This window comes from Moorena sp. SIOASIH (assembly GCF_010671925.1).
Classification (GTDB): Bacteria; Cyanobacteriota; Cyanobacteriia; order Cyanobacteriales; family Coleofasciculaceae; genus Moorena.
In genome coordinates, this window is record NZ_JAAHIH010000004.1 from 1,169,995 (window position 1) to 1,192,830 (window position 22,836).

Genomic DNA, 22,836 nt, shown 5'->3' on the forward strand with positions numbered 1-22,836 from the left:
AAAGGTATAGGCTAAAAGCAATAGACCGGTGAGGCCGAGAATACTTAAGTGTTTTGCAGTCATTTGGTTTGAGAGATATCGTCAGAGTGACTTGAGGGTAAGTTGCAGTTTGAAAGCGCTTTACTCAAGCTGATTAGCAATCTATTGATGGATTGGCTGAGCTTGCCAATTTCATCAGAGCGACCATCTGGTAATTGCGAACCTTCAACCTTTCTTAGGCTGATTTCCTCCACCAAGTGAGCAATGCTGTTGAGGGGACTCACTACCCAGCGCCTGACGATTAGACTGACTGCGGTGTAAGCGATTAAGAAAATGCTGGCAAGGAGCAATAAGAATGAAAAAATAGCCTGTCGCGCTTGTTTCTCCGGCATTGACGTAGGCACAGAGAGCAACCTGATCCCAACAATCTCATTTAGCTTCCAACCAAAGCCCCTAGCATCACCATAGGTTTTAATCAAGGCTGGGGGAGCATCTTCTGGCTTGCCGTGACATTGCAAACAGCTTTGGGACTTAATCTGGATCGGTTGGGCAACGTAGACACTTTTGAGTCCTTGCTTGGTAGAGCGCTGCCCAATAATTTCCTTGAGATCCGGGTTAGTGATAAATTCTCGAATCAGCTCAACTTGCCATCCCTCAGCCAGATCTTTGAGGTTGGTGGGGTTAAGCGCCCGCTCGACATAGGTATAGCCGTCATATTGCTGGTTCAGACCCTTGAACAATTGTTGGGCGGCATAGGATGGGACAGTTTGGGGAAGGAACTCTTCTGTTTCCAGTTCTCCCAGCAACGGTTGAACTTGATCAGCAGTGTAGTCCCTAGCCGCTACTGCTGTACTCAACAGCACTTCCGCAGTATGAACAACTTCCTTACGAGCATTTTGCTGCTCTACAGCATAGGTGATCAATCCAGCTATGATCCAGCCGCATAAGAAAATGACTAGTATGACCAATTCCAGTCTTGTTTGTAGTTTCATCCTTAAAGGTATAGGAAAGGGAGCAGGGAGCAGGGAGCAGGGAGCAGGGAATCGGGAGTAGGGAGTAGGGAGCAGGGAGTCGGGAGTCGGGAGTCGGGAGTCGGGAGTAGGGAGCAGGGAACAAAAATTATCACAATTCCTACACGGATTGCTATAGTCAATTTTTCTAAGCATTCAGTTATCAGCTATCAGCTATCAGCTTATGTGCTACGCACACGCGTGCGCGTTCAGCTTTTGAATAAAATAAACTGACGGCTGACCGCTGACGGCTGAATGCTTACCAATTTTTCGGTGTTTATCCCGTTAGTAGGGTTTATCGTTATTTTAGTTAAAGTTAAGCCTATAGACTTCAGTATTTTCCCTAATATGTTGATTGAGAATGAAGAATGAAGAATGAAGAATGAAGAATGAAGAATGAAGAATGAAGAATGAAGAATGAAGAATGAAGAATGAAGAATTGAGAATGAAGAATGAAGAATGAAGAATTGAGAATGAAGAATGAAGAATTGAGAAGTAAGAATTGAAAATACTACCTTCTTACTTCTTACTTTGGGCATTCTAAATTATTTCGACCCAGGGTAAGCGCAAAGAAAAAATTGCCCATAATGTGCATTGGCTGGATATCGGTTGATCGTGGCTCGAAACCCCTATAATATCAAGTCTGGTTGAATACCCATAATTCAGGGTAGAGGGTGGGAAAGGTGGGGAGATGGGGAGATGGGGGAGATTTTTATTAAGGGTAATTATCCTGATATGATCTAAGAGAAATATATAGCGTTTATCGCAGTTATGAGGTACAGTATTCTTTGACGTTGATTCCCTGTTAGGTGCGCTTTCCGCATTAAGAATTAAATTCGCCACGGGTCGCACCTCTTGATGCAGCGCATCCCGATTCCCGATTCCCGTTCCCCTCCTGGGAGGGGTTAGGGGTGGGTTCCGATTCCCAATTCCCGATTCCCGATTCCCGTTCCCCTCCTGGGAGGGGTTAGGGGTGGGTTCCGATTCCCGATTCCCGATTCCCGATTCCCTAAAATACCGAAATTGTAGACCTCATAGCTATGATAATTGCTATATTTATCGATCGATACTCAAGCTAACTTTTGCAGTATTTTGCAATGTCTCTGAAGGTAACTCCCCAAACATAGCTTTGTAATCTTTAGTAAAATGACAAGGACTGTAGAACCCAAATTGACTAGCAAGGATGGCTATGGTACAACGTTCTGGTTCGCTTGCTTTCAAGCGTTCTCGCACTGCATGAAGTCGTCGTACCTTGAGATAGCGCATGGGACTCAAGCCAAATAATTCCTGAAAACCATAGGATAACGCAGAACTGCTAGACCCTAAATTTTGAGCTAGCTGTTTTAAAGTCAGAGGTTTTTCTAAGTTGGCTAACATTTCTTTTTCAGCTTGGGCAATTAACTTTGCTCTTCGGGAAGGTTTGATAAAACACTTGGAATTTAACTTAATGGGAATATTACTAATTAACAAAGGAATGAAATCATCAGCAACGAGTTTTTCAATGTGAGGTTTTTGTAACCAATTGGGTTTGTGTACTGCTAACCAAATAAGTTGTTTCAGGTAATCTTTAATTTCATTCATCCCCGTTGGGAGCAAATTCACATGATTTTTACTCCGGAAATTATCGTCTAGATCGTGGCGTTGTAGTTGGTCTGCATAAGCATCAAACGTTTGAACAGGGATTATAATGTGTGTCAACCTTACACTTTGAGGAAATATGTCGTCTGCTTCCCTGTTATTGAAACCAAAAAGAGTCCTTTGAGGCTCCACAGGGTGACGGAAGGAGTAATATTCCTTTTCATTCTCAGACCAAAGTATCGCAAAAGATATGTATTCCTTTCCCCCCTCACCCGAAAATTGAATCCCTTGGTTCGCCTGATTATATACGAAATATAAGTTACCAATCTGAATCGACAACAACTCAGCTTGAAGAGGACCGGGACTGAGTTGTATTATTTCCTTATTTTGATACTCAAAAAACTCTTTGAAAGTATCCACATCTGTAAAGGATTTGGAGAAAATATTCTGATTGCCTGTCCCAGGATCATCCTCAGCTTGGGTAGTTTTACTATTGTTGGCATCAATTAATAAACTCATTTAAGCACCAGTCTATCAAAAAAATAATCCAACCAACTATAAGCAAAACTAATATATTTCAAAAATTAGTTATTTAAATCTTATAGCTTAGAAAGTTGGAATTTTTGATTATTCACAGAGATAGCTTACCACTAAAGTGAACTTGAGGTCTTTGACTTACCCCATAGCACAACAGAGTGGGCATGACCCACCCTGATGCGATTATGGCTTTGGATGAATGCTTTTTCCTGGGGTGGAATAGTTCTCCACCCAGGTCACACCCCACTCTGAAGAGTTACGGCTTAGTAGGAACCTCTGCGCCTAGCCTGCGGCAACGCTGCGCGAACAGGCGCAAGAGGATGTCAACAAAGAGTTAACTAATGAAAACCTCAAATGTTAACAGCACTAAGTGTATGAAGAAAACTGTTCTGAAACTTAAAAGATTACTCAATCTCCTAATTGTGGCGATTTTTTGCCTAGGAGTATTGGTACCACCAGCCTTGGCTCAGGCAATTTTGCCCCAACCTGACCCAGAATTTAAAGGTGACATTGGTGTTACTTACGAAACTTCCGGGGAGCCAGATAAGTCAATTATGGAATCCCCTGAAGCCCCAAAAGATGCCCCTAATATTGTCCTTGTACTCTTGGATGATGTGGGATTTAGTTCCTCAGAAACCTTTGGTGGCTCGATTAAAACACCGACTTTGGAGAAACTAGCAGAGGAAGGGATAACGTATAATCGATTCCACACAACTGCCCTCTGCGCACCAACTCGTGCAGCTCTACTAACTGGACGTAATCACCACTCAGTCGGCACTGGAGTGATTCAGGAACTGGCAACAGGTTATCCTGGTTATAAAGGCTTGATTCCCAAAAGCACAGCCACAATTTCCGAAATTCTGCAAGAGAATGGCTACAGCACAGCTTGGTTCGGTAAAAATCACAATGTTCCTGATAACCAAACCAGTATGGTTGGTCCCTTTGATCGCTGGCCTAATGGTTTGGGATTTGACTACTTCTACGGATTTATTGGTGGAGAAACTGACCAGTGGTATCCAGCACTGTATGAAAATCAGAACCCAATCAATCCACCGGCCACAACCAGTGATGGAGAAACCTACAACCTCACTCATGACCTTGCCGATAAAGCAATTGGTTGGATGAAGAATCAGCATTCAATTGCACCCGATCGTCCTTTCTTCCTTTACTTTGCCCCCGGTGCTACCCACTCACCTCACCAACCACCAGAGTCCTATCGCGATAAATACGAAGGTAAGTTTGATAAAGGTTGGGACAAAGAGCGTAAGAAAATTTTCAAGCGTCAGAAAGATCTCAACATAATTCCTGCTGATGCTGAACTTACTGGACGCCCCGAACTCATACCTGGTTGGGATGATGAAGAATTCGACGAGAGCGATCGCGAGCTATTAGCCAACCAGATGGAAATCTATGCGGCTTTTCTAGAATACACTGATGTAGAGGTAGGTCGTGTCCTTGATGCTATTCCTGAAGAGGAAGTAGAAAACACGATGATTATCTATATCGTCGGTGACAACGGTGGTGCAGCAGGCGGTGGTCTGTATGGAACTTGCAACACCATGAAAACCCTTAACGGATTGAACCCTACTGTTGATGCTCTCCAGGATTGTAAAGATAATTGGGGTGAGCCTGGAACCTCCCCAGCATATGCCGTTGGCTGGGCTTGGGCTACGGATGCACCTTTCCGTTGGACAAAGGAAGTAGCTTCCTATTTTGGCGGTACTCGCAATCCCATGATCATTAAATGGCCAAAGGTTATTAAGCCTGGTCGATGGACAAGTCAACTACGAAGCCAGTTTCACCATGTTATTGATATCGCACCTACTATTCTGGAAGTAACTGGGATTCAGGAACCAGAAATCGTTAACAGCATCCAACAGCAGCCAATAGAAGGGGTGAGTTTAGCCTATACCTTTGGTTTTGGTGATGAAGATAGTGATGGGAAAGATGCTGAAGGTACTCATAAAACTCAGTATTTTGAGATGTATGGGAATCGAGCCATGTACAAAGATGAAGGAGAACACGAATGGATGGCATCAACTCTGCATCGGTCACCCGTTGGCAAAGGTATAGAGCCGCCACCTTTTGATGAGGATGAGTGGGAACTATTCGATTTAAAGACTGATTTCTCTCAAGACAAAGACTTATCCAAAGATAATCCTAAGAAATTAGAGGAACTCCAAGACTTATTCCTCGTTGAAGGAGGTAAGTATAATGTTTTTCCTCTGGACGATCGCTTTACTGAACGAGGTGATGTTAGTTTACGTCCCGGTTTTACCACAGGCCGTTATCATTTCGAGTTCTATGAAGGTGCTGTTCGACTGCCAGAAGGGGTGGCACCAGATGTGAAAAACAAATCTCATCAAGTTACCGCTGAGGTAACGATTCCTGAGAAAGACACTGAAGGTGTACTCCTGGCCCTCGGTGGAGAGACGGGAGGCTATAGCTTCTACATCCTGGACAACAAACTCCACTATACCCACAACTACCTTGGCACCCACTATGATGTTGTTTCTAAGGACGATGTTCCCACTGGTGATGATGTCAAGCTGGAATTCTGTTTCATGTACTCAGGAGATTATGGAGACGGTAAGGGTAATGGAGGTGAGGTTACCCTCTTAATGGATGATAATAAGGGTAATTTATTTACTACTACTGGCAAGATCGAAAAAACCGTACCTGCACGATATTCTCTGGAAACTCAAGATGTAGGGATGGATTTACTCTCACCAGTAAGTCATGACTATAAGGATCAGTCACCTTTTAAGTTCACAGGCACAATTAAGAAGGTGACAATAGACATTGAACCTCCTCCCGAAGAATCTACTTGACCATGGCAATGCCCACATTAACCACTAGGGCGTGTCTTCTTGCCTCGGAGATCCCCCTAAATCCCCCTTAAAAAAGGGGGACTTTGAGTATGGCTCCCCCCTTCCGCGCGGGGGGCTGGGGGGGATCTAAATCTTGCGGAAAACTTTGACAACACGCCCTAACTCTCCGTTGAAGTGGCTAATTGCATTGTAAGCTTAGACGCATTCATGTTTGCTGCTGATTTCTTTACCTATAAGGCTGTTAAGAACAAAAAAGTGCAATGTGTGTGCGTCTAAGCTTATTCCATTCACCCACAGTTCAGCTACAAAATTATTAAATGCAATGAATACGGAAACTTTGGTATCTACAGAAAATTACTACTCCAAACCGAGGCAGGAGGGTCAGAATATTTATGATATTTGGGAAGAAGGGAAAGCCTACCAGGATTCCATCACTCCTAGTATCTATACTCCTCAATACCGCAAGTTTATTACCACCATAATTAAATCTTTGGTTGACTATGACTACAGTAAACCGATTTTAAGTGTGGGTAGTGGGAATGCTTTTGTGGAAAGGGATTTATACCAGTAGGGTAAGCCCAAGAAAAAATGGCTCATAATTTGCATTGGTTAGCTCACGGGGTGACAAGAAAGCTCAAACCTAGATAGGTGTTAGGTTTTAGGTTTTAGGTATTGGGTAAAATGAGCGCATCGGAGTCATTTGTATTTGCCAGCAATTGAAGCAATTTTCACGCATACTTCGTCAATGATAGTTTTAATCAATCCATCCCGCAAGGGCAATTTTCCCGCTTCACCTAACCCCATTAACAAACACCCCTGTAAGATTTTAAAGAGCGCTTGTCACCCCCTGAGATTGGTTAGATATCGGTTGATCGTGGTTTGAAACCCCTATAATCTCGTAGAACTGTACTCGCAATAGAGTTAATTTGTTGAGAATGACCTAGGTTTTTTCTCAATAAGCCACAGCTTATTGATTCTTGCGCTTACCCTGCCACCAACTATAAGTTTTAGTTATAGCTGGTTGAAAATTAGTTAATTATATTTTATAGCTGAGAAAGTTGGAATTTTTGATTATTCACAGAAATAGCTTACCCCTAAGCTAGGGAATGTCGGCAAAGTCAATTTCCGAATAGCCAAAAAATAGACCTCTTGCAAAAGTCTATTTTGGCTACGTAAGACCAATACTTTCGGTCCCATTTTTGGATCCATTTTTGCATTTATGCAAGAGGTCTATTGTGTTAACCCCTTTTATGAGGTTTTATCTATGTTTTTCAACGGTCTTTTGCACCGGATAAAAAGAGGAGTGATTTTGGCGATCGCTACTTCCCTCTTCTTCACCAAACTATCGCGGTTACTGTCAACAAAAAGACAGCAGGCAATTATCGCCCTAACGATGGTTTGTTTGTTTGTCTCAATGCCATCCTTAGCACTAGCTGAGGAAATCTGCACCGATGCAGAAATTCAGTATACCGATCAACCCTGGGAGGGAAAAGTTCGCTATAAACAGGAGAACTCTACCCCAGACTATTTTGAAGCCCCAGAACCTCTTGCTGGAGCCCCCAATATCTTGACTATTGTTATTGATGATGCGGGTTTTGCTGGATTAAGTTCCTATGGGGGTCGTATTCAAACCCCTCACTTAGATCATCTTGCCAATAATGGTTTGCGCTATAACAACTTTCATGTCACTCCTGTGTGTTCCCCGACTCGTGCGGCTTTATTGACAGGACGTAATCCTCATACAGTAGGTATGGCAGGGATTCCAGAAGTTTCCAATGGCTATGCGAATAAGACTGGTTCCATTCCTTCCAGTGCAGCCATGCTACCTGCATTGTTGAAACCCCAAGGATATACCACATTTGCCCTCGGTAAATGGCATTTGACCCCAACTTGGGCAATGAATCCGGCGACGGGACACTTTGACCAATGGCCTACAGGTAAAGGATTTGACCATTTCTACGGCTTTCTCGGTGGTGAAACCAATCAGTATTACCCGGAACTTTATCGAGACACCACTCGGGTACAAGCTCCCAAGTCTCCCGAAGAAGGCTATCACCTGAGTGAAGATTTAGTAGATAACGCGATTGGTTATATCAAAGACCTAGAGTCTAGCGATCCAGAACGCCCCTATTTTATGTATCTTGCCTTTGGTGCAGTGCATTCTCCCCATCATACTCCTGAATTTTATCGGGATATGTATAAATACCACTTTGATGAAGGGTACGATGTAGAACGGGATAAAATTATCAAAAAACAGAAAGAATTGGGCATTGTTCCAGAAGATACTCAACTCACAAAAAGACATCCAGACAATCCAAGGTGGCTTTTATTGGATGACGATGAAAAGCAGTTGTTTACAACTTTCATGGAAAACTACGCGGGTTTTATGACCCATGTTGATGCTCAAATAGGTCGCTTAGTTGACTATCTTGACTCTATCGATCAACTTGATAACACATTAATCATGGTTCTTTCCGATAACGGTGCCAGTGCAGAAGGAAGTGAAAATGGTACTATCAACGAAATGACTTTTTTCAATGGAGTTGCCACCGATATTGATTACAATATAGAACATCAAGATGACATCGGCACCGTCCATAGTGAACCTCACGTTCCTTGGGGTTGGTCATTAGCTTACAATACTCCCTTCCAATGGGCAAAACGCTTTCCCCATGAAGGCGGTATTCGGGTTCCCTTTATTGTACATTGGCCTGCTGAGATTCCCGATTCAGGTGCGATTCGTCCCCAATGGCAATACGTGACCGATATTGTGCCAACACTGTTTGATATTCTAGGTATTGAGTTGCCTAAAACTGTTAATGAATATGTACAGCAACCTTTAGCTGGGGAAAGTTTTTATGACTCTTTCAAAAATGCTGATGCCGATAGTACCCATACCGTTCAGTATTGGGAAAACAAAGCAAACCGAGCTGTTTATCAAGATGGTTGGAAAGCTGTAACTGAACATACCAAACTTATTGGGAGTGTACCTGAGGGACATAAAGGGAAGTTTGGCAAAGATACTTGGGAGCTTTATAACGTTGCTGAAGACTTCTCAGAATCCCATGATTTGGCAACCGAAAACCCCAAGAAGTTGCAACAGATGAAAGCTCTATTTGTGAAACAAGCCAAAAAATATAAGGTTTATCCCTTAGACGATCGGGAAACCTACGAACTTATTGATGCTAAGAATAAGGCATTAGGTGAAGGAAAAACTGACTTTACTTTCTATCAAGGGATGTCACCTCTCCATCAAGACCTTGCTCCGAATACTTTTGGTACGTCCTATACCATTGATGTTTATCTAGATCGGGAGCATACTGATTCTGAGGGAGTACTGGTTGCTCAAGGAGGCTCCGGAGGAGGCTACACTCTATACATCAATGAAAATAATAAGTTGGCGTATGAGTACAGCTACTTAGGTTTTGAACGATTCAAGATTAACCCGGATCTTTTGGTTCCCACCGGAAAATCCAAAGTAACCTACAAGTTTACTCAAACTGGCATCGATCCAAACCGAGAATATTATATCGGGAATGGACAACTGTTCCTTAACGATGAACCTATTAGCGAGAAAGTAGAAATTCATACTGTTCCCGCTTCCTTTGGTCTTGAGTTTTTTGATGTGGGTCAAGATACTCAATCTCCTGTCTCAGAAGCTTATAAGCCAACCTTTACCTTTAATGACTCCATTGAAAAGGTAACTGTTCATATTGAACCAGACGAACAGTCAGGAAAGGTGAGAAAAATGGTCCAAAATTATTTCAACTAGAACCCGAATTAAGCAGTACCAAACTTTTAGTAGGGTGGGCATTGCCCACCCTTATTCATTTCATCGCCCGAACTAAAACGAAACTCTTCAACCGCTCTGCGATCGCCCTCTTAGATTACTGTTCTTGAATATCGATGTTTTTCTCTTTGCTTCAGAAGAATTTAACTCGTCATCTTGTTGGGATTTTGCTGGGGGTCTCCCTCCTCTTCCTCTTCCCAACCGTCTTGACTTCGTCACCTTTTGCTTTTGCCGATTCTCCCTGTCCTGAAGGTATGGTGTCGATCCCTGGGGGAACCTTTACGATCGGCTCCGACACCTACTATCCCTCAGAGCGTTCTGCTGTTGATGTGACCGTGGATAGTTTTTGCATCGATCGCCACGAAGTTACCAACGCCGACTATCAAGCATTTGTCCAAGCTACAGGCTACGTCACCGTTGCCGAACGTCCCCTGGCCAAAGACCAATTCCCTGGCTTAACCGAAGCGCAACGACAGCCCGGTTCCCTAGTGTTTCAGCCCCCTGCACCGGGTATCCAACAAGTAGCTTCTTTAAGCTGGTGGGATTGGGTTGTTGGTGCTAATTGGCAACATCCCTACGGACCCGACAGCACCATTAAAGGTTTTGACAACTACCCTGTTGTTCACATTGCCTATGAAGATGCGGTTGCCTATGCCAATTGGGTGGGTAAAACGCTCCCCACCGAAGCCCAATGGGAATATGCAGCACGGGGTGGTCTTGACACTGACACCTCGATCCCTGGTGAACAATATGCCCCTCACAAAGCCAACACCTGGCAAGGCTTCTTCCCCTTCTTCAACACCAAAGCCGATGGCTATCTCGGTCCTGCCCCGGTCGAATCCTTCTCTGCCAATGGTTACGGTCTGTACGATATGCTGGGCAACGTTTGGGAATTAACCGCAGATTGGTATCGTGTGGGTCATAGGGGGAAAGATCGCAGCCTCAATCCATCGGGACCGGATCAAGGGAGTAGTTTCGATCCCGAAAAGCCTGATCAAGGGGCACTCCATGTCATTAAAGGCGGATCTTTCCTCTGCGCCCGAAATTATTGCAGCCGTTATCGTCCTGAAGCACGAGAGTCCCAAGCTCCTGATACAGGAACCAATCATGTGGGTTTTCGTTTAGCTACCCCGGCGAGAAGCCCCGCACCATAATCTTTGATTTGGTGTCGGGATGATAGCCGGGACAGGGTTTATGTAAATTAACAGTTATCATTCACCTGGTTTGTGTTAAGATATTTTGATGGCACTAATCATGAACTACACTTATCGAATTTATCCAGATACAGCTCAACAGGAATTAATGTTGAGTTGGCTAGAAACTTGCCGACGACTTTATAACCGTTGCCTGCGAGACTTAAAGGACTGGATGAATAGTCGGAAGTGTGCAGTTGATCGGTGCTCGCTTAATAGGGAATATATCATGTCGCCTGACATTCCATTCCCCGGATACAGGTCACAGAAGCGACAGTTAACGCAATGGAAAAAGACTGAATCTGACTTGAAAGAAGTTCACTCTCAAGTCACTCAAGATGTCATTAAGCGATTACATACTTCTTGGGAGTCGTTCAGACAAAGAGGAAAAGGTTTTCCACGATTTAAAAAGTACGGTCGCTATCAATCGTTTTTGTTTCCTCAGTTTGCGACTAATCCAATTAAGGGGGATCAAATCAAACTACCCAAGATTGGGCTTGTAGATCTGAGATTACATCGAGAAATCCCTGAAGGATTTCAAATCAAGACTGTACGAGTTGTATCAAGATGTCGAGGAACAAAATGGTTTGTTGTTATCACAATTCTTGCTGATGTTTCTGTTCCGGAAAACCAGGCTTTTGGACGAGCAATCGGAGTAGATGTCGGGTTGATTGATTTCCTAGCTACATCAGATAATTTAACGATTCCTAGACCGAGGTTTTTCATAGACCTACAACGCGAGCTGAAATTGCTGCAACGTAGAGCATCTCGAAAAAAGAAACGGTCTAAGAATTACGAAAAAGCACAAATCAAGGTAGCACGGTTACATCACCAAATTGGTAATACCCGTAAAGATTTTCACCTTAAAGTTGCACATCAACTCTGTGACCAGGCTGATTCAATTTTTGTAGAAGACATTGATTACAGAGTAATGGCAAAGGGCTTTCTGGGTAAGCATTCTCTTGATGCTGGCTTTGGTCAGTTCAGAGAATTATTGAAATGGGTATGTTGGAAACGAGGAAAGTTTTTCGCAGAAGTTGACCATAAAGGGACATCAAAGCAATGTCCTGAATGTGGAACCGAGTGGGATAATAACCTCTCAATCCGTTGGCATACCTGTGATGAATGCGGGTATTCCAACCATAGAGATGTCGCTTCAGCCGAAGTAATGCGTAATCGTGGAATCAATAAGTACCCAAGGACAATTGGGGAAAGGAAACTGTCTGCTGATAGCGTACTGTCGGGGGTTTTGTACCTAGATAAGTGCTACGCAGAAACTCTTAATCGTGAGGTTAAGAAGCCCGCGCCGTAATCAAAGATTCGGCGTCGGGAGTATGTCACTGGCGATGCCTTGGCACAATCAAGGTTAGGGCTGAAATCGTTATCCTTCTGTCTATCCCAAAGCTCACGGGGTGACAACAAAGCTCAAACCTAGATAGGTGTTAGGTTTTAGGTTTTAGGTTTTGGGTAAAATGAGCGCATCGGTGTCATTTTTATTTGCCAGCAATTGAAGCAATTTTCACAAGACTTCGTCAATGATAGTTTTAATCAAGCCATCCCGCAAGGGCAATCTTCACGCTTCACCTAACCCCTAAAACCTAACCCCTGTAAGATTTTAAAGAGCGCTTGTCACCCCCTGAGATCCCAAAGTTACGGCTGACTGCTGAATGCGCACGCGTGCGCATAGCGCATATGCTTACGTTAATTAATTTTTAAACAGTCATGGCTGGTGCGTTACGGCGCTCCTGGCGTCAACTCTAAACTCTTGGGAGTTGATTACACCGCGCCTAACGCACCCTACGGGATGATTGATTAATAACTGGTCACTGAATGCAGTCTACCAGCCTTGATCAGCCTGTTGTAAAACATAAGCAGCTACATCTTCAATTTGGTCGGGTTTTAAACTTTTACCAAAGGCACGCATCATTCCTTTGCCGTATGTTACTTGTTTGATGATAGCTGCAGCAGAATACTTATTATATTTTTCCAGGTCGCTCTTCTTCAGCGTTTTCGCGGGATTGAGTGCATTGTTGCCACCCCAATGACAAGCATTGCAGTTAGCCGTAAATACCTTTCCCCCTTCAGCTGGATTACCAGCAGCTAAAGCGGAATCAGGGAAGCTGAAGGTTATTAACGCGAAAACTAGCAGAATCGCAATTAGTATTTTTTTCAAAGTGTTTTTCCTCTCAATATGGCGTTGAGCCAGATATGATCGTAAGCTGAGAGGGGTGACTCGGTCAAACCCCAGGGTGTGAAAGTTATAACAATAATTAACAATTAATAAGATGGGCAATCCCCACTCAGGGGAAACCAAAGAATCAATAAGGCAGCCTTAATATCAATTTTATTGATATATCTATGCAATAGTGCTGATAATAAAGGCTGAATAGGGTCATAATATTTGCCCAATTTGAAGGTGATAACCTCTAAAATTTATTAGTAATTAATAGCATTAAAGGGACGCTAATTTAGGCAAGTGTGATTGACCGTAGGTCACGCTACTTGAGGTGCAAGTATTCACCGGTCAGTGGTCAGCGGTCAGTGGTCAGCCGTCAGTCGTCAGCTTATTTTATTCAAAAGCTGTTGGGGTAGCTTGACCAATGGCTGATAACTGAATGCTGAATGCTGAATGCTGAATGCTGAATGCTGAATGCTTAAGTGCGATCGCGTAGCGTGACCTACGGTCAATCGCATCAGCCTCTGAGCCTTGTGATGGAGAAATTTACAATAAAACAGAGAAAGTCTTAGCATCTAAGTATCAACCAACATCCATGAGTCAAACCGAACAAATCCTATCCCAGTTACCTGGTGATGTTCTCGGACGCCTGCGCAGTGCTGACAAAGTCTGGAAAGCCTTACGAGATGGCACAACTCCAATCCCAGAGGTGATTACAGAAACCGAAGAGGGATTAGGCACCCTAGACTTGGATGTAGTAATCTGTGGCGGTACCTTAGGAATTCTGATTGGTGCTGCTCTACAACAGCGAGGCTGGCGAGTTGCGGTAGTTGAACGGGGGGTTTTGCGCGGTAGAGACCAAGAGTGGAATATCTCTCGCCAAGAACTGGAGGTATTCCTGGAACTTGAGTTACTCTCAACGGCGGAATTAGAGAATGCGATCGCATCCGAGTATAACCCAGCTCGGATCAGTTTTTTCCAGGGTCCTGATTTCTTGGTAAACGACGTACTCAACATTGGTGTTGACCCAGTCTTTCTGCTCGATACCCTCAAAGCCAAATTTTTAGCTGGGGGAGGTAAGCTCTTTGAAAAGACATCCTTTACACAAGCCACTATTCATCCCGATGGCGTCTCAATCGGGTTAAAAGTTAACCCATCGGAGGTTGAAAGGTTGAAGGTTGAAAGGTTGAAGGTTGAAAGGTTGAAGGTTGACCCGTTGGAGGTTGACCCGTTGGAGGTTGAAAGGTTGAAGGTTGACCCTTTGGAGGTTGAAAGGTTGAAGGTTGAAAGGTTGAAGGTTGACCCTTTGGAGGTTGAAAGTTCTAACTTGGAACCTTCAACCGATACAAACCTCGAAGCTTCAACCGATACTAACCTCGAACCTTCAACCGATACTAACCTTCAACCTTCAACCAACACAAACCTTCAACCTTCAACCAACACAAACCTCGAACCTTCAACCAACACTAACCTTCAACCTTCAACCGATACTAACCTTCAACCTTCAACCGATACTAACCTTCAACCTTCAACCCAAACAAACCTTGAACCTGTAACCGAACTTAAGGCTCGCTTACTGATAGATGCCATGGGACATTTTTCCCCAATTGTTAAGCAAGTCAGGCAAGGTCAGAAACCAGAAGGGGTTTGTTTAGTAGTTGGTAGCTGTGCTCAAGGCTATCCTAAAAATGACATGGGGGATTTGATAGTATCTTTCACTCCTATCCAAAATCAATGTCAATATTTCTGGGAAGCATTTCCAGCCCGGGATGGTAGAACAACCTATTTATTTACTTACTTAGATGCTAATCCCGAACGTCCTAGTTTAGAATTTTTATGTGACGAATACTTCCGTCTGTTACCAGAATACCAGGGAGTAGACTTATCCCAACTTGACTTTAAACGAGTACTATTTGGCTTTTTTCCTTCCTATCAAAAAAGTCCCCTAAGAATGCCTTGGAATCGGATTTTACCGATAGGGGATAGCAGTGGTGGGCAATCACCAGTCAGTTTTGGTGGATTTGGTTCCATGGTCAGACATTTAAAGCGTCTAAGTAACGGAATTCATGAAGCCTTAGATTATGATTTGCTAGACCGCAATGCTTTAGCCCAACTACAACCCTATCAGCCTAATATTGGCGTAACTTGGATGTTTCAACGGACGATGAGTGTTGGCATCAAGCAACAACTAGCACCAAATCAAATTAATCAATTACTGACTGGTGTATTCCAAGCCATGGCAAAGCTAGGAGATGATGTGCTTAAGCCCTTCCTCCAAGATGTAGTGAAGTTTTCAGGATTATCTAAAACGCTATTTGTGACATCATTAACTAAACCAGGATTAGTCGTGCCAGTGATTCCTCAAGTAGGATTAACCATGCTATTGGATTGGATGGTTCATTATAGTAATTTAGCCCTTTACAGTAGTTTGTATCCAGTAGGTAAATTAATCAGTGGCATTTTGAATACCTTGCCACCGAAACCAAAATATTATTACCACCGTTGGCTGGAAGCATGGCGCTATGGGTCTGGGGGGGATTATTAATTTAGGGAGTAGGGAGTAGGGAGTAGGGAGTAGGGAGTAGGGAGTAGGGAGTAGGCAATAGTTGGGTAGGGTGCGTTAGGGACGGGCTCGCCCTGATTGTCACGGTCGCCAGGGTTGGGATAGCCCGTCCCGTAACGCACCACCGGGCCAAACCCCTTGAACAAGATGCACCGAGCCAGGATTGATGATCGTGATATTTTTGGCATCATGGAAGTAACTCCTATGTGAGTGGGAGGAAAACCGCGCTGATTTGATAAAGGCTGTTACCAGCGCGGTTATTAGTATCGGTCGTAACTTTCTATAGTATAGATAACTCTTGGAAAAAATGCAAGGGATAATTCAAAGTTGTTACATTTATTTACAAATAATATTGGTTGTAATTTATGGACTCAAATCTGTGTATTTATTTTAGTTTTTTTGTGGTTATTTTAATCCTAATTTAATTGTAATAATTTTTGTTTACTACTCCCTACTCCCTACTCCCTGCTCCCTTTGTACATCAATCCTATGTTTACATTTAAACTAAAAATGCTATAGCATAGTATCAATCATCATTTACAAACTAGTTATGTTAACCCTTGATGAAATCGAAACAGCTATTCGACAATTACCGAACAGCGAGATTCGAGAGCTGGCAGCCCGCTTACAACATTATTTAGATGATGCGCGATAATAGGTGGGATCAGCAGCTAGAATCTGATCTAAAATCGGGAAAGCTAGACAGCCTTATTGCCAGAGCAGAAGCAGATATTGCTAGCAATCAAGTTAAGGAGCTTAATGAAATCCTTTACGACACCTGATTTTTGGAAAACTATTTGATAAGCAGGTGCACAAAATTAATTACACATTTTCCAAAACTCAAAGCCTTAGGATGTAAGGGTTACAGAGATTGGTAGTAGGAAATTAATTTTGTTTAGGTGCTTACTACTCAGTTATCAAAAAAAACCTCAAACCCTACTCCCTACTCCCTGCTCCCTGCTCCCTGCTCCCTAGTCCCAACGATTACTACTGGATTTGGATTGGCACACACGATGAGTATCAAAATCTTCTGAATAACTAAGTTGTTGCCGATTTAAATTTGATACTACTCAGTTACAAAAAACGTCAAGCCCTATCTCACTGTTGCCTGTTGCCTAAAAAAAAAATAATCAATAATTTTGTCCATAATCCAATTAAAAATACTCTACTTATAGAGATGTAAATTATGATTTTTCACCTATCTATTGCCGCCGATAATCCTTACCATGTAGGGAAGGTACTAGCAGAAATTTTTAAGGGAGATTGCATTGAATTTGCTCCTCACCCAGGAAGTTATATGACCTTAGCCTTTGATCAATATGGCACAGCTATTGAAGTTTATCCTAGGGGAACGGAATTAAAGCCTGGAACTCATAAACAAGAATTACAGTTTTTCAATAATGATGCTAGCTCCAAATTTACTGCTACTCATGCAGCCATTGCCGTTCCCTTGAATCAACAAGAAATTGAAAAAATTGGTGAGCGAGAACAATGGCGAGTTGTTCGCTGTAGCCGAAGAGGATTCTTTGACGTCATGGAATTTTGGATTGAAAACACTGTACTCCTAGAACTCCTAACACCAGAAATGGCGCACCAGTACACTCAAGTTATGGAACCTAAAAATTTAACCCAATTAATCGAGCAATTTAAAAGGGAAAAGGCAATTAAAAACTAAAATAATATTGATGTAGGGTGGGCAGTGCTTGAGCGATCGCATTAGTAAGCACTGCCCACCACGGAAATTAATCACTCCCTACTCCCTACTCCCTACTCCCTACTCCCTACTCCCTGCTCCCTTTGCTAAAGTTATATACTAAAACTATCAATCATCTCCTTCAACTATGGAATCATTCGCTGCTGCCGTTTTCGCTATTGCTACTGTGCTCGCCACTAAAGCTCTAGAAAAAACTGGAGAAAATGTCGGGCAAGTTGTTTGGGACAATACTAACCAGTTTGTAGAATCCCTCAGAAACCAGTCTCCAGATACAGTAACTGCGTTCGCGTAGCGTAGCCCTTCGGGCTAATCGCAAAGCCCCATAGCAACCTCTTGATTATGCCAAAGTGGTATTGCAGGTAGAAGCAGCAGCGAAGCAAAATCCCGAAGTTGCCCAAGCTATGGAGCGTTTAGTGACTACTGTTGATGCTCAAGCTTTGCCTAATTTAGAGCCAATTCTTCAAGAGATTACCAAAGTCGTGGAATCCCACCAAGCTACTGTTGAGAATTACAACATTGAGAATGTGAATAACCAAACTCGATTCAATCAAGCTCCTCCACTACCTCCTTATTATGTGGAACGCCCGGAAGTAAGCGAACAACTAAAACAAATCCTTTTATCGGAAGAAACTGCTAAAGCTGGCACCTTAGTGGTTAGTGCCATCTATGGTTTAGGAGGAATTGGGAAATCCACCATTACTGCAGCTTTAGCCCATGACGAGGAGGTTCAATCTCATTTTACTGATGGGATTTTTTGGGCAACCTTAGGTCAGCAACCTGATATTTTATCTGTTCTGAGTACGTGGATACAGCAATTAGGAGATTATGATTTTAAACCGATTAACACTGAGGCCGCTTCTTTACAACTAAAAACATTATTCTCCGATAAGAAAGCGTTGCTAGTTGTCGATGATGTTTGGCATCCTGACCATGTTGAACCCTTTCGAGTCGCTGGGGATGGCTGTCGGGTTTTAGTGACTACCAGAGAAGCTCTAATTAAAGATGCGATTCCCTATGATTTGGACGTAATGAATCCTAATCAATCCTTGGAGTTATTAACCTCTTGTTTAAACAACGAGTTAAATAATCAAGAACTGGAATATGCTCAAACATTAGCAAAAACTGTCGGCTACTTACCCCTAGCATTAGAATTAGCTGCTGCCCAAGTTAGGGATGGCATCTCTTGGCAAGAGTTACTGGGTGAGTTAGAAGATTTAATTGTTGGTGTAGAAGCTTTGGATCGATTGAAAGCAGAGGAAGAGCCAAGTGACGCTAAGCGCAAAAACTACAGTCTAGTGGCTTCCTTTAATCTCAGTTTAAAGGGATTATCCGACGACGAGAGGTTGAAAAACTTTGCTTGGTTAGGGATACTGCCCGAGGATGTTACCATTACTGAAACCATGGCGACTACCTTATGGGATTGTAATTTAGTTGAAGCCAAAGATACGTTAAGGTACTTACGACAAAAAGCCTTATTACTACCAGGGTTATCTACTACACCAGAAACTAACTATCGCCTCCATGACCTGTTACATGATTTAGCCCGTCGTCTGGTTCAACCAGAGCTAGGATTATCAATTACCGAAGCCCATCAACAATTATTAGAACGTTATCAAACTAAGACCGATTTGGGATTATGGCATACTTTACCCGATGATGGTTACATCTATAATCACTTAACCTGGCACCTAGAAAAAGCCCAAAAAATTAAGGACATTCATCAACTCCTGAAAGAAGAAACTCCAGCAGGGGATAACGGTTGGTATTGGCAGTGTGAGAGACATGCAAAAACTGCTAATTTCATCAAGGATGTATCGAAAGCTTGGGCAATAGCAGCAGATAATTTTACAGAAAATCCTACAGAATCGATTAGTTTACAGTGTCGGTATGCTCTGATTACGACATCTCTCAATAGCTTGGCTGGAAATATTTCTCCAGAGTTAATGGCAGCATTAGTTAAGAACAAAATTTGGACGCCAGCCCAGGCACTAGCTTATGTGCGACAGAGGAAAGATTCTTTTGGTCAAGCAAAGAGCTTGGAGGCAATTAGTGAGTATCTTCCCCCTTCTTTATTACCGGAAGCCTTAGATTGCGCCAGAGGGATTTCGGATGAATACTCCCGAGCCGATGCCTTAGAAACCTTAGCCCCCCACTTACCCGATCTGTTGTTACTCCAAGCCTTAGATTGCGCCAGAGGGATTTCGGATGAAAAAGACCGAGCAAAAGCCTTAGTCGCCTTAGCCCCCCACTTACCGGATGTGTTACCCCAAGCCTTAGATTGCGCCAGAGGGATTTCCGATGAGAAAGACCGAGCCGATGCCTTAGTGGCCTTAGCCCCCTACTTACCCGATGTGTTGTTACCCAAAGCCTTAGATTGCGCCAGAGGGATTAAGTATGAATACTACCGAGCCGATGCCTTAGTCGCCTTAGCCCCCCACTTACCGGATGTGTTACCTCAAGCCTTAGATTGCGCCAGAGGGATTAAGTATGAATACTACCGAGCTAATGCCTTAGTCGCCTTAGCCCCCCACTTACCGGAAGTGTTACCTCAAGCCTTAGATTGCGCCAGAGGGATTAAGTCTGAATCTTCCCGAGCATTAGCCTTAATCGGCTTAGCCCCCCACTGCCCGGAAGTGTTACCAGAAGCCTTAGATTGCGCCAGAGGGATTGAGTCTGAATTTCACCGAGCTAATACCTTAGCCGCCTTAGCCCCCCACTTACCCGATCTGTTGTTACCTCAAGCCTTAGATTGCGCCAGAGGGATTGAGTCTGAATTCTCCCGAGCTAATGCCTTAGCCGCCTTAGCCCCCCACTTACCCGATCTGTTGTTACCTCAAGCCTTAGATTGCGCCAGAGGGATTGAGTCTGAATTTCACCGAGCTAATACCTTAGAAGCCTTAGCCCCCCACTTACCCGATGTGTTGTTATCCCAAGCCTTAGATTGCGCCAGAGGGATTGAGTTTGAATACTCTCGAGCATTAATCTTAGTCGCCTTAGCCTCCCACTTGCCCGATGTGTTGCCAGAAGCCTTAGATTACGCCAGAGGCATTAAGTCTGAAGAAGGCCGAGCCGATGCCTTAGTCGCCTTAGCCCCCCACTTACCGGAAGTGTTACCTCAAGCCTTAGATTGCGCCAGAGGGATTTCCGATGAAAGATACCGAGCTAATGCCTTAGTCGCCTTAGCCCCCCACTTACCGGAAGTGTTACCTCAAGCCTTAGATTGCGCCAGAGGGATTAAGTATGAATACGACCGAGCATTACCCTTAATCGGCTTAGCCCCCCACTGCCCGGAAGTGTTACCAGAAGCCTTAGATTGCGCCAGAGCCATTCGGAATGAAGAAAACCGAGCCGATGCCTTAGTCGCCTTAGCCCCCCACTTACCGGATGTGTTGTTACCCCAAGCCTTAGATTGCGCCAGAGGGATTTCCGATGAAAGATACCGAGCTAATGCCTTACGAGCCTTAGCCCCCCACTTACCCCAAGTGTGGCCAGAAGCCTTAGATTGCGCCAGAGGGATTTCCAATGAATTCCACCGAGCCGATGCCTTAGTCGCCTTAGCCCCCCACTTCCCCGATGTGTTGTTACCCAAAGCCTTAGATTGCGCCAGAGGGATTGAGTCTGAATTCCACCGAGCCGATGCCTTAGTCGCCTTAGCCCCCCACTTACCAAATGTGTTGTTACCCCAAGCCTTAGATTGCGCCAGAGGGATTTCCAATGAATACCACCGAGCCAGAGCCTTAGTAGCCTTAGTCCCCCACTTACCCGATCTGTTACCAGAAGCCTTAGATTGCGCCAGAGGGATTTCCGATGAATCAGAACGAGCCTATGCCTTAACAGCCTTAGCCCCCCACTTAACCGATGTGTTGTTACCCCAAGCCTTAGATTGCGCCAGAGGGATTTCGTCTGAATACTGGCGAGCATTCGCCTTAATCGGCTTAGCCCCCCACTTACCCGATCTGTTACCGGAAGCCTTAGATTGCGCCATAGGGCTTGGGTATGAACCCCACCGAGCCGAGGCCGTAATTGCCTTAGCCCCCCACTTACCCGATGTGTTGTTACCCAAAGCCTTAGATTGCGCCATAGGGATTTCCCATGAATCCAAAGGAGCCTATGCCTTAGAAGCCTTAGCCCCCCACTTACCCGATGTGTTGTTACCCAAAGCCTTAGATTGCGCCAGAGGGATTGGGTCTGAATACCGGCGAGCCAAAGTATTACAGAACTTGATCAAGACCTTAACTCCTTCGTCAGTTGATTTTCCTCTTTGGCAACAAATTCTTGATTGTTTAGCTAGTCTAAAACGTGCCGATTTTCTTAAGAATCTTCCTCAATTAGCTCCTTTAATCATCAAGTTTGGGGGTATTGAAGCCCTAAGAGAAACGGTGGCAGGGGTTGAAGATGTTAGCGGATGGTGGAAGTAGGGAATTTAGAATTTAGAATGAAGAATGAAGAATGAAGAATGAAGAATGAAGAATGAAGAATGAAGAATGAAGAATTTAGAATTCGGTAGCCAGTATTGGGACAGTCTGTCCCGTAACTGTTCATAATTAACCAATTCATTATCAGTGTAGCTATGAGTGTAGTTATCCCTGACGATATTGTCCAAGCTAGCCAAATGACTGAGGAGAAATTCAAAATTGAAATTGCCCTGATGCTCTATAAACAAGACAAAATTAGCAGTGGCAAAGTCGGTTTTTGTACTCTTTAATTAAACGGTTATTTTTGAATAATTTAATAAAGGTAACTCTTTCCCTCTAGCTTGGTAATCTTCTACCAAAAGCTCTAACACGTCTTTAGCATGAGAGCCTCTTCGTAGCTGCTGCCATGGGTATGAGCATAGGGACCAAATTCTGGCAAACTAGCAATGTAGGTTTGGTCTTGCTCTGACCATTGAATTAAGATACTATAGTGGTTTTTCATCTATATTTATTTCTGTAAATTCTCTAAGTTTATGACTACATTTTTAACAGCTTTTTATTGGTATCTATAGCGGTTATAAATTAGGTAATGTACAGAGTTTCTGGTTTTATGCAACAGGGAGGATGGAACAGGTAATAGGGAATATAAAAGAGGAAACAGGGCAAAAATTTTGTGTACCTCATTAGGATCAAAACCGCTATATTTCTTAATGGTTGAGGTATAAAAATCTGGTTTTTAGGGAGTCGGCAACAAAAATTATCACTATTTCGACAGGGATTGCTATAGTGCGATCGCTCCCCCAATTTGTTATAATTATAACTATAGCAATTCTACGACTTGTGAGGTACAAATGTCTGGGTTTTAGGGAGCAGAGAATAGGAAAGAGGGAAGAGGGAAAACAATCCTGTGTACCTGATAGTTATGCAAACCGCCGTAATTTATGGGTATTATAAATTAATTTTGATAATTATTGTTACCTACTCCCTACTCCCTACTCCCTACTCCCTACTCCCTGTTCCCTTTGTTATATACTAATAGAGTCACTCTCT

Annotated in this window: 18 protein-coding genes; 13 read left to right on the plus strand and 5 right to left on the minus strand. The window is 43.5% G+C overall.

What is annotated here, in order from left to right; translation table 11 throughout:
• Positions 1–59: 59 nt before the first annotated feature.
• Together F6J90_RS26525 and F6J90_RS26530 are read right to left on the minus strand one after the other, a co-directional pair.
• The gene (locus F6J90_RS26525) at positions 60–1,145 is read right to left on the minus strand and encodes a DUF3365 domain-containing protein (protein WP_293100341.1); all 1,086 of its coding nucleotides are present in this window, start codon (positions 1,143–1,145) and stop codon (positions 60–62) included.
• A 900-nt stretch (positions 1,146–2,045) separates the two neighbouring features.
• Positions 2,046–3,086, minus strand: coding sequence for an AraC family transcriptional regulator (locus tag F6J90_RS26530; RefSeq protein ID WP_293100344.1), 1,041 nt, complete (start codon positions 3,084–3,086; stop codon positions 2,046–2,048).
• A 359-nt stretch (positions 3,087–3,445) separates the two neighbouring features.
• On the opposite strand from F6J90_RS26530, the gene F6J90_RS26535 reads away from it, so the two are divergent.
• From F6J90_RS26535 to F6J90_RS26555, 5 genes are all read left to right on the plus strand, one after another.
• On the plus strand, positions 3,446–5,935 hold the full coding sequence (locus F6J90_RS26535) for an arylsulfatase (protein WP_293100347.1): 2,490 nt from the start codon (positions 3,446–3,448) through the stop codon (positions 5,933–5,935).
• Positions 5,936–6,257: 322 nt separating this feature from the next.
• Positions 6,258–6,506 (plus strand): hypothetical protein, encoded by a 249-nt coding sequence (locus F6J90_RS26540; RefSeq protein ID WP_293100350.1) that lies wholly within the window; start codon positions 6,258–6,260, stop codon positions 6,504–6,506.
• Positions 6,507–7,199: 693 nt separating this feature from the next.
• Positions 7,200–9,707 carry an arylsulfatase gene (locus F6J90_RS26545; protein WP_293100353.1) on the plus strand — a complete coding sequence of 836 codons (2,508 nt, stop codon included), beginning with the start codon at positions 7,200–7,202 and terminating at the stop codon, positions 9,705–9,707.
• Between the two features lie 224 nt (positions 9,708–9,931).
• Positions 9,932–10,879, plus strand: a complete 948-nt coding sequence (locus F6J90_RS26550; protein ID WP_293100356.1) for a formylglycine-generating enzyme family protein — start codon at positions 9,932–9,934, stop codon at positions 10,877–10,879.
• A 100-nt stretch (positions 10,880–10,979) separates the two neighbouring features.
• On the plus strand, positions 10,980–12,230 hold the full coding sequence (locus F6J90_RS26555) for a transposase (protein WP_293100359.1): 1,251 nt from the start codon (positions 10,980–10,982) through the stop codon (positions 12,228–12,230).
• Between the two features lie 525 nt (positions 12,231–12,755).
• Here the strand turns inward: F6J90_RS26555 and petJ are convergent.
• Entirely contained in the window at positions 12,756–13,091 is a 336-nt protein-coding gene (gene petJ, locus F6J90_RS26560; protein ID WP_293100361.1) for a cytochrome c6 PetJ, read from the minus strand.
• Between the two features lie 598 nt (positions 13,092–13,689).
• On the opposite strand from petJ, the gene F6J90_RS26565 reads away from it, so the two are divergent.
• Positions 13,690–15,639, plus strand: a complete 1,950-nt coding sequence (locus F6J90_RS26565; protein ID WP_293100364.1) for a hypothetical protein — start codon at positions 13,690–13,692, stop codon at positions 15,637–15,639.
• On the opposite strand, the gene F6J90_RS26570 is transcribed toward F6J90_RS26565, so the two are convergent.
• Positions 15,636–15,848 (minus strand): hypothetical protein, encoded by a 213-nt coding sequence (locus tag F6J90_RS26570; protein WP_293100367.1) that lies wholly within the window; start codon positions 15,846–15,848, stop codon positions 15,636–15,638. The genes F6J90_RS26565 and F6J90_RS26570 overlap by 4 nt on opposite strands.
• Before the next feature lie 450 nt (positions 15,849–16,298).
• Here F6J90_RS26570 and F6J90_RS26575 point away from each other — a divergent pair, with 450 nt between their 5' ends.
• The 6 genes from F6J90_RS26575 (at position 16,299) to F6J90_RS26600 (ending at position 22,076) form a co-directional block, all read left to right on the plus strand.
• Positions 16,299–16,439 carry a hypothetical protein gene (locus F6J90_RS26575; RefSeq protein WP_293100369.1) on the plus strand — a complete coding sequence of 47 codons (141 nt, stop codon included), beginning with the start codon at positions 16,299–16,301 and terminating at the stop codon, positions 16,437–16,439.
• A 117-nt stretch (positions 16,440–16,556) separates the two neighbouring features.
• Complete coding sequence (locus F6J90_RS26580; RefSeq protein ID WP_293100371.1) at positions 16,557–16,691, plus strand: hypothetical protein; 135 nt, start codon at positions 16,557–16,559, stop codon at positions 16,689–16,691.
• A gap of 152 nt (positions 16,692–16,843) precedes the next feature.
• Positions 16,844–17,332, plus strand: coding sequence for a hypothetical protein (locus F6J90_RS26585; protein ID WP_293100374.1), 489 nt, complete (start codon positions 16,844–16,846; stop codon positions 17,330–17,332).
• Positions 17,333–17,498: 166 nt separating this feature from the next.
• The gene (locus F6J90_RS26590; protein WP_293100376.1) at positions 17,499–17,663 is read left to right on the plus strand and encodes a hypothetical protein; all 165 of its coding nucleotides are present in this window, start codon (positions 17,499–17,501) and stop codon (positions 17,661–17,663) included.
• Between the two features lie 55 nt (positions 17,664–17,718).
• Entirely contained in the window at positions 17,719–21,789 is a 4,071-nt protein-coding gene (locus F6J90_RS26595) for an NB-ARC domain-containing protein (protein ID WP_293100379.1), read from the plus strand.
• Positions 21,790–21,941: 152 nt separating this feature from the next.
• Positions 21,942–22,076 carry a UPF0175 family protein gene (locus F6J90_RS26600; protein ID WP_293100382.1) on the plus strand — a complete coding sequence of 45 codons (135 nt, stop codon included), beginning with the start codon at positions 21,942–21,944 and terminating at the stop codon, positions 22,074–22,076.
• Positions 22,077–22,150: 74 nt separating this feature from the next.
• Here F6J90_RS26600 and F6J90_RS26605 read toward each other — a convergent pair whose 3' ends face one another.
• Positions 22,151–22,288, minus strand: coding sequence for a type II toxin-antitoxin system HicB family antitoxin (locus F6J90_RS26605; protein WP_366513874.1), 138 nt, complete (start codon positions 22,286–22,288; stop codon positions 22,151–22,153).
• 405 nt (positions 22,289–22,693) lie between these two features.
• On the opposite strand from F6J90_RS26605, the gene F6J90_RS26610 reads away from it, so the two are divergent.
• On the plus strand, positions 22,694–22,822 hold the full coding sequence (locus F6J90_RS26610; protein ID WP_293100385.1) for a hypothetical protein: 129 nt from the start codon (positions 22,694–22,696) through the stop codon (positions 22,820–22,822).
• The last annotated feature ends 14 nt before the right edge of the window (positions 22,823–22,836 follow it).